At 61.5% G+C, this 8,251-nt stretch carries 8 protein-coding genes and 1 pseudogene; 6 read left to right on the top strand and 3 right to left on the bottom strand.

Translation table 11 applies throughout. The annotated features are described in order from the left end of the window. A partial coding sequence (locus VFO93_RS16515; protein WP_325135474.1) for a DUF5723 family protein occupies positions 1 to 908 on the top strand: 908 nt, incomplete at its 5' end. Positions 909 to 1,001: 93 nt separating this feature from the next. Here VFO93_RS16515 and tssD (VFO93_RS16510) read toward each other — a convergent pair. The 3 genes from tssD (VFO93_RS16510) to VFO93_RS16500 form a co-directional block, all read right to left on the bottom strand. Further along, entirely contained in the window at positions 1,002 to 1,403 is a 402-nt protein-coding gene (gene tssD, locus VFO93_RS16510; RefSeq protein ID WP_325135473.1) for a type VI secretion system tube protein TssD, read from the bottom strand. A 132-nt stretch (positions 1,404 to 1,535) separates the two neighbouring features. Continuing rightward, positions 1,536 to 2,906: a DUF5458 family protein gene (locus VFO93_RS16505; RefSeq protein ID WP_325135472.1), complete on the bottom strand. Its 1,371-nt coding sequence runs from the start codon at positions 2,904 to 2,906 to the stop codon at positions 1,536 to 1,538. Between the two features lie 54 nt (positions 2,907 to 2,960). Continuing rightward, the gene (locus VFO93_RS16500) at positions 2,961 to 3,398 is read right to left on the bottom strand and encodes a hypothetical protein (protein WP_325135471.1); all 438 of its coding nucleotides are present in this window, start codon (positions 3,396 to 3,398) and stop codon (positions 2,961 to 2,963) included. Between the two features lie 208 nt (positions 3,399 to 3,606). Between VFO93_RS16500 and VFO93_RS16495 the strand changes: the two genes are divergently transcribed. The 5 genes and pseudogenes from VFO93_RS16495 (at position 3,607) to VFO93_RS16475 (ending at position 8,139) form a co-directional block, all read left to right on the top strand. Beyond that, entirely contained in the window at positions 3,607 to 6,159 is a 2,553-nt protein-coding gene (locus VFO93_RS16495) for an ATP-dependent Clp protease ATP-binding subunit (RefSeq protein ID WP_325135470.1), read from the top strand. Positions 6,160 to 6,248: 89 nt separating this feature from the next. Then, positions 6,249 to 6,530 (top strand): annotated as a pseudogene (gene tssD, locus VFO93_RS16490) (type VI secretion system tube protein TssD); the annotation flags it as partial. Beyond that, positions 6,507 to 7,196 carry a polymorphic toxin type 15 domain-containing protein gene (locus VFO93_RS16485; RefSeq protein ID WP_325135475.1) on the top strand — a complete coding sequence of 230 codons (690 nt, stop codon included), beginning with the start codon at positions 6,507 to 6,509 and terminating at the stop codon, positions 7,194 to 7,196. The pseudogene tssD (VFO93_RS16490) and the gene VFO93_RS16485, both read left to right, overlap by 24 nt. A 19-nt stretch (positions 7,197 to 7,215) precedes the next feature. Next, positions 7,216 to 7,788 (top strand): T6SS immunity protein Tdi1 domain-containing protein, encoded by a 573-nt coding sequence (locus tag VFO93_RS16480; RefSeq protein ID WP_325135469.1) that lies wholly within the window; start codon positions 7,216 to 7,218, stop codon positions 7,786 to 7,788. Between the two features lie 114 nt (positions 7,789 to 7,902). Then, on the top strand, positions 7,903 to 8,139 hold the full coding sequence (locus VFO93_RS16475; protein ID WP_325135468.1) for a hypothetical protein: 237 nt from the start codon (positions 7,903 to 7,905) through the stop codon (positions 8,137 to 8,139). Positions 8,140 to 8,251 lie beyond the last annotated feature (112 nt).

Genomic DNA, 8,251 nt, shown 5'->3' with positions numbered 1-8,251 from the left:
CCCGCAGCGGCAGCACGCCGCCCCAGCTTTCGGCCGCCCTCGACGGCACGGCCATTCAGCTGGCCGTCACCAACGAGTACAACGTGGCCTACGGCGTGCAGGTGCTGAGCGTGCCTGGCGTGGTGCGGCTGACGGCGGGCGTGGGCTACCGCTATATCCAGGGCCTGGGCGTGGCCGACGCCCGCTTCGGCGGCGGCAGCGGCTTCACGGCCTACACGGCGCTTTCGCCGGTGTTCGGCTTCAGCTACAGCCCCTCGCTGCAAAGCAATCCCAACTTCAACTACCAAAACAACGGCGACTTGCAGCCCGTGGGCACCGGCAATGGCTTCGACCTGGGCGTGGCCGCCGAGCTAGGCAAGGTCGTGCGGGTGAGTGCCTCTGTGACCGAGCTGGGTAGCATGAACTGGAAGGGCAACGTGCTGACCGTGAACGACCAGCAGCTGCGCTACCCGCAGTACGACGGCACCCAGGACTACAACGTGGTGCAGGGCCTCATCGACCAGTTTGCCGATGATAACAAGTCGCTCTTCACCTACCAGCCCGCCCGCGAGTACAAGGCCAGCCTGCCGGCCAAGCTGCGCCTGGGCGGCGGCGTGCGCCTCTCGGAGTACTTCGAGGCGGGCCTCGACGTGACGGTGCCCCTCAACAAGGTGGCCGGCAACCTCACCAGCACCTTCGTGGGGGCCGGCCTCGACTTTAAGCCCGTGCGCTGGCTGCGCCTGAGCAGCGGCGTGAGCGGCGGGGCCGGCTACCGGGCCAGCCTGCCCGTGGGTTTCACCCTCGTGACGCCCGTGTGGGAGGCCGGCTTCAGCACCCGCGACATCACGGGGTATTTCTCCGAAAAGACGCCCTACGTGTCGGCCGCCCTGGGCGTGCTGCGCTTCAAGATAGGCGGCGGCACGCGGTAGCCGGGCCGCCCGGCCGCCGGCCAGGGGGCAGGCCCACAAAAAATCCCCGCCAGGATGCTGGCGGGGATTTTTTATTAAGGCAAGTGGGGTGGTTTATACCCACTTGTTGTCAAGGGTCGAGCCGTTGACGTCGATTTTATTGGCCGAGATAACCAGGCTGAGCGTCATCGAAGCCTGGCTTTCGTCGCCGCGGGCATCGAAGTTCTCGGTGTAGCCCACGCAGTAGGCCTCCTTAAAGGCGATTTCCTTGAGCTTGGAATCCTGGTCGGCGCGCTTGAAGACAATCTTGCCATCGGCGCGCTTGTAGGGGTCGAGCATCCAGCTGATGAGCTTGGTGCTGTCGGTCGAAACGATGGTGCACTTGATAGTGCCACCCTGCACTACCGACGAGGGGCGGCCCTTGTCGTCGGTGGTTTGGTTGAAGGTGTAGCTGCAGCTAACCACCTCGCACTCTTCGCTGCCAGCAGCGTCAAAAACTGCACTAAAAGAAGCCATGTTGGAAAGGAAAGAAGTGAAAATGAACGGAATACTGTCAGGAAGGCCTTACGGAACTCCCTGGCCGAAGGTAACGGAAATATCCGAAAGGAAAAGAAATTTCACCAAAACTTAACGCGCGACTTGGCTGGGCTACTGCTGCGCGTACTCGGCATTCCAGTCGCGGTCGGGGTTGTCGGGGTCATCGCCTTTGGTGCCATCCAGCGATACCAGGAAGGTTTTGGCCGGGAAGTAGGGCACCATGTGAATGTCGAGCAGGATGCGGTCTTTCTGGTCGGGGTCACGCTCAAATTTCTTGATGGAGAATTTCTCGATGAGCTTGCCGGGGCCGGCAATGCGGTCGAGAAAGCGCACAATCTGGCTCTGGATGTCCATCCGCATGTTGTGGTCCCAGTTTTCGAAGGCGCGGCGGTTGAGAAAGTCAATCAGCACCTTGGTCACGTAGTCGAATACGCGTACCACCGAGTAGGTCTGCAAGCCGATGTTGTCGCCGTTGAAGAGCGTCTTGGCCGAAAACGCCATCACGCGGCCGTACTCGTTCACCATGGGCACGAGGCCGAGCTTTTCGAGGTTGGCAATCTCGCTTTTGCGCAGCGGAAATTTCACGCCCTCTACCTCATTGAGCGTGCCGTGCTTGCGCCCGGCCGTGACCTGCGAAGCCAGCGTGGCATAAATGCGGCCCGCCAGGGCCGAGGAGGGCGGCACGAAGAGGTCGTCCTCTTCGCCGATTTCCTCCAGCTTGCCGCGGCCGACGAGCCAGTTGGCGGCCATTACCACGTTGGCCTTGTGGGGCTCGGCCCCGGTGAGGTTGGCTTCTTCGAAAAGCTCCATCACGTCCTCGGGCGTGTCGTAGTGCTCGAAGTCGGTGACCATCATCACCTTGTTCTTGTGGGCGATTTTGGCCCATTTATCGAGCACCTTGTTCGAGCCCAGGTAGCCGGGCACCACCAGCAGCGAGTAGTTGTCGCGCAGGTCGAGGCGGTCGTAGTTCTGCTCCAGCTCTTCCGACACGGCATCGATAAACGTCGTGTTGTCAAGGTCTTGCAGCTGGTCCTTGTCGGCGTTCAGGATGGAGACGTTCTTGACGCTGTCCTGGTCGGTATTCTTGAAAAAGAGAGCCACCGAGCGGTAGGCCTGCTCCAGCTCGTGGGTCGCCTCCACGGCGGTTTTGAGGTTGTCGGTGAGCTGCTGCTCGGCAGCTTCCACGCGGGCCTGCCCCTGCTCGGCGGCGGCGGCAATGGAGTCGGTTTCGCTCAGCAGCTGGTGCCAGAGGGCGAGCCGCTTTTTGAGCTGCTTGCGGTCGGCCTTTTTGCTGTCCTCTGAGAGGAATATTTTTTTGCGCGCTTTTTTCTCGGGGTTGAGGTTGGAAGCCCCGTCGATGGTGGTTTCCAGCAAATCGAAGCCCCCGACCTTGAGCAGGGCCTGGGTGCTTTGTTCAAGGGAGGGGGCCGCCTCGCGGGGGCGGTAGCCGGCGCCGGCGGCGTCTTGCTGTTCGAGAGCCATAGTACTAGGAAAGGAGCGAAGGATGCGGGTACGAAGGAGAAGGGCGCCCGGCGCCTACAGCTCGTCCATCATGGCCTGAATGGCGTTGAGGAAGGCGGCCTTGGTTTCGGGGTTTTCGAGCGCGGCCTTCAAAATCTTGTTCGACTTGAGCTGGCGCAGCAGCTTGTTGAGGTCGTCGGTTTCGGCGGCCAGGCTTTTGAGAAACTCGCTTTGGTTGATAATGCCTTGCTTACCAAAGTCGCCGAGCGAAGAAAAGTGCAGCTTCTCGGCCACGGTAGCGCCGTCGGCGTCGGTGAAATCGACGGCCACCTCGGGCTTGAAGTGGGCAAACACCGCCTCGGGGGTTTTGAGGCCCTCGACCACCTGCGGGCGCAGCGGGGCCTGGGTGGTGAGCTTCTGCACGAGCAGGGTGCGGTTGAGGGGAATGTCCGAGATGGCCTCGGAGGCATTGTCGAGCTTACGCTCCTGACCACCAATTCCGTAGGAATACATAACTGGAAAAGTAGAAAGAGAAACACACACGGCGACGGCCGCCCCGGCCGCCAGCTATCCAACAGCAGAGAGCTCAGGCGGAAGGTACGGCCGGGCCGCCGCAAAGGTTAAGCGCCGGGCTATATAGAGCCAGCCAAAACCCTGGCCCCGCCCTGGCACGTAGCCGCTCTGTCGTTTCTTGCAGTCTCCTTTTCTTCCTGTTTTGCCCGTGGCTTATTCCGACACCCTTCAGCGCGGCCTGCACATTGCCCAGGCCGTGGCCCACGAGTACCGCCAGGCGCAGTATGGCGCGCCGCACCTGCTCACTGCTTTGCTACACAACGAGATAGGCCTGGCCTCGTGGCTGGTGGCGGTGCTCGACAAGGACATCTACTACCTGCGCGAGTGGGCCGAAGTGCGCCTCGAAGACGAGCCCAAGGCCGCCCGCCCCGTCGAAAACCCCGGCCCCGACGCCACCGTGCAGCGCGCCCTCGAAATGGCCGACCTCGTGGCCTTGCAGCTGGCCCGCCCCCAGCCCGACGCCCTATGCGCGCTGGCCGCGCTGCTGCGGCCGGGTTTGGCCTTTTCAAGCGAGCAATTGAAATCGCTGCCCCTCAGCCAAAAGGAAATCCTGGACGCGGCGCAGGCCGAGTTGCCCGCCGCTGCTACCGCCGCCGAAGCTGGTGCCACGGCCCCCGCCAACGGCCCCGCGCCCACCAGCAAGGGTGGCGCGCTGGCCACCTACTGCACCGACAAAACCGCCCAGGCCCGCGCCGGCAAGCTCGACCCCATCGTGGGCCGCGACCGCGAAATCAGGCTGGTGGCCGAGATACTGGGCCGCCGCACCAAGCCCAACGTGCTGCTCATCGGCGAGCCCGGCGTGGGCAAGTCGGCGCTGGTCGAGGGCTTTGCGCAGCAAATTGCGGCCGGGCAGGTGCCGGTGCATCTGCGCGAGGTCACGCTGTTCGAGCTAGATTTGGGCACGCTGGTGGCGGGCGCGTCGTACAAGGGCGAGGTCGAAGACCGCATCAAGAAGGTGCTCACCGAGCTCAAGCAGTACACCCGCGCCATTTTATTCATCGATGAATTGCACGTGCTGCTCGACCCCAAGGGCAGTGCCGGCAGCGGCATCGCGCAGCTGCTCAAGCCCGAGCTGGCACGCGGCGAGCTCACGGTAATCGGGGCTACTACCAACGACGAATACCGGCAGTATATCGAAAAGGATGAGGCCTTTAACCGCCGCTTCGACATTGTGCGGGTCGAAGAGCCCTCGGTGGTAGTGGCCGAGCGGATGCTGGAGCGCATCATGCCCATCTACGCCGCGCACCACGGCTTGGCGCTGGGCGAAGGCACCGTGGCCGAGGCCGTGCGCCTGGCCAAGCGCTACCTAAAAGACCGGCAACTGCCCGACTCGGCCATCGACCTGGTCGACCGCACGATGGCCGCCATCCGGATGCTCGATGAGCAGGCCGTGGCGGGCCTTGCGCAATTGCAAATTGAGTTCGACGCCCTCGCCGCCCGCCGCGACGAGCTGGGCGAAGCCGACTACCTGCGCGAGCTGCGCTGGTTCTTGTACCAAGCCCAAAACCAGGTTAGTCAGCTCTGGCTCAATCAGCTCGAAAACGAGCAGCAGCCCGAGCAGCTCGAAACCAGCGCCGAGCTCGAAACCTACCTGCGCGAGCTGCTGGCCGCCGTGCTGGCGCTGGCCGACACGAAGAAGGAAAGCGTCGAAAAGCAAGACATTGCGGCCATCGTGTCGGGCAAAACCGGCATCCCGCTGGGCAAGCTCCAAAGCAACGAGCGCGAAAAATTACTACGCATGGACCAGGTGCTCGGGCAGCGCGTGGTGGGCCAGGACGGGGCCGTGCGCGCCCTGTGCGCCGCCATCCTGGAGTCGCGCTCGGGGCTGACCAAGGCGGGGCAGCCCATCGGCTCGTTTTTCTTGCTCGGGCCCACGGGCACCGGTAAAACCGAGCTAGCTAAAGCGCTGGCCGACTTTCTGTTCAACGACGAGTCCTTTTTGATTCGCTTCGATATGTCGGAGTTCAAGGAGGAGCATTCGGCCGCGCTGCTCTACGGCGCGCCGCCCGGCTACGTGGGCTACGAGGAGGGCGGTTTGCTGGTGAATAAAATCCGGGAGAAGCCGTATGCGGTAGTGCTGTTCGATGAGATTGAAAAGGCGCACCCGTCGGTGTTCGACATCTTTTTGCAAATTCTGGACGAGGGCAAACTGCACGACCGGCTGGGCCGCGAGGGCGATTTTTCCAACGCCGTCATTCTGTTTACTTCCAATATCGGGGCCGAGCAGGTGAGCAAGTCGTTTGCGGCGGGCGAAACGCCTTCTTCTACCGAGTTGCTCGAAACCATGAGCCGACATTTCCGGCCCGAGTTTCTGGCCCGCCTCACCGAGATTGTGCCCTTCGCGCCCATCTCCGAAGAAAACGTGGGCCGCATCTTCGACATTCACCTGCGCCCGCTGCTGGAGCAGCTGCGGCGGCAGGGCATCGCGCTCACGCTCAGCTCCGAAGCGCGGCAGCATTTGGCTTTGTCGGGCTTCACGCCCAAGTACGGGGCGCGGCCCATCACGGGCGTGATTCGGGCGCAGCTGCGGCGGCCCATTTCGCGGCTCATCATCTCGGGCGAGGCGCGGCCGGGCACCACGCTGGCCCTCAGCAAGCCCGAGGGCAGCGACGAGCTAGTGTGGACCACCACGCACGAAACCGCCGCGCCGGCCGCCGGTAGCGCCCCCGTGCTTGCCGCCCCGCAGGCGGCCGGTGCGTAGCTTAGGCTATTGGTAAACCCAGGATTCTCGAATGGCATCTTTTTCGGCCGAGTTGACCGTGGCGGGCCACACCTACCCGGTGCGAGTTTGGCTTTAGCCAGGCTACCGATGCGCGGGGTCGGGTGCAGGCCAGAGTACGCCACGGCCTGCTGCACCTCACCCTCGACGTGCCCGCCCACGACCAGCTGCTAGCCTGGGCGCAGGCCGCCCACAAGCCGCTGGGTGGCCACGTCACCTTTTTCGAAACCAACCGCCTGACGGCTCGCGAAACGGTCAGCTTCGCGGCCGGGCAGTGCGTGGGCTACGAAGAAGTGTTCGTAGCGGGCGCTGGCGGCGACGGCGCCTACGTGTGCCAGCTCACCATCACCAGCGATGGGCTCACGCTCGCGCCGGGCGGGCCGGCGGGGGCGTTTGTGGTGCCAGCCGCGCGGGAGTATGCCGCGCCGGCGGCCGTGACGGCAGCGACTACCACTGCCAGTACAGCGGTAGTGGTACGTCGGCTGCCGCTCATCACGGGCCACCCGCCTTTAACGGTGAAAGGGGCCAGCAAGGGGAAACCCGGCTTAGACCGGGCAGAGTTTTTAAGGCAACTTACTAATCAGCAAGAGGGAATGAACCGCTTAACAGTGGCGGAGTTCTTGGCCAATCGCAACCAGTATGCTAAGTGGCGCGCGCTCAAGGGAGACGGCCGCGACCCGCTGGGGGATGCCGCGCAAAAGGTAGCCCGCGAAAAAGCGTTTGAGCTAAAAGTTGAGGAGTTGCAGCTGGCGGACGACAACCTGACGGAAAGCGAGGCGATGACTTTGGCACAGCAGTGGCTGGCTACGCAGGCAGCCTTGCACGACCCCGACCAGATAGCAGGTGGTAATGCGCTGCTTGTTACCGGCCTGGGTGATGCCCGCATCAACTCCTTGCTAGGAGCACAATGGCCTAAGCGGATAAAGGGCATCGATGCCCAAATCAGAACATACGCGGCCACTATGAGCCAGCAGGAACAGGCAAATACATTACTGGCTATTGCCTTGCCACTGGCGTAGTCTTTTAATTCATTCTTATATGTTTACCAAGCTGCTTGCGCACTTTCCCGAATATACCATTCATGCAAAGCCCACCCCCGAACTACTGGCCCGCTACGGCCCGCTGGTACCGCCCGAAATGCTTGTGGTGTGGCAGGAGTATGGCTTCGGCACTTTTCGGAACGGCTACCTAAAAGTCGTTAATCCAGATGAATTCAACGAGTTGCTTGCCGATACTTATCAGCTCGTTAGTACACCGGCCGCTGCCGCGCCCATCGTTCTTTTTGCAACAGCGATGGGAGATTTGTTGATATGGGAAGACGGGTTTCTGATTCGCATCGACTACCGCCACGGAGAAACCGAGATTATTGGCAGAAACTTAACTCTATTTTTTAAGAATCATGTCGATGATTTCAATCCGCAACAGCGCTTGCGCTGGGAGCCCTACCCCGCCGCCCGCGCCCGCCTAGGCGAGCCCACTTTTGACGAGTGCTTCGGCTACGTGCCCCTGCTGGCGCTGGGCGGCCCCGAAACCGTAGACCATCTGCAAAAAGTGAAATTGCGCGAGCACCTCTACCTCATCAGTCAGTTTACGGGCGTACTCGAGCGTTGATAAATTTTACCGGCCACTCAGCCCCAGAAACGGCGAGCCAAAAATCCTTATTTCCTGGCCCAGTAATCACAGCAGTAGTTAACCACTAAGCCGTTTGTTTTATGCTGTCTAGCCATGATAGATAAGGGATGTGCTCTGCAAGTAGCAAAACTGACCTTGAAAGCAAAAAATATTCCTTTTCGGGAGTCTTCCTGCAACCAGAAAATTGTTACGGATAATGCGGTCTCTAAGTGGCACATTTCATTCGATATCCCCATGCCACTGGGTATGCAGGATGAGTGTTTTACGGTGGTTGTAAATGCCGAAACCGGGATTTCAGAAGGTGTTATTACTCCTACTGCGTTGTTCTAGCCTGCATGATGTTTTCATCAATCACCTTGACTACCGTGGGCGCATAAGCCGCTGGGTGGCCACGTCACGTTCTTCGAAACCAACCGCCAGGCAGCCCGCGAAACGGTCGGCT

The organism is Hymenobacter sp. (assembly GCF_035709525.1).
In the GTDB taxonomy this organism is placed as follows: domain Bacteria; phylum Bacteroidota; class Bacteroidia; order Cytophagales; family Hymenobacteraceae; genus Hymenobacter.
The sequence above is the reverse complement of the archived record's forward strand: the minus strand, read 5'-3'. Positions and strand labels throughout refer to the sequence as shown.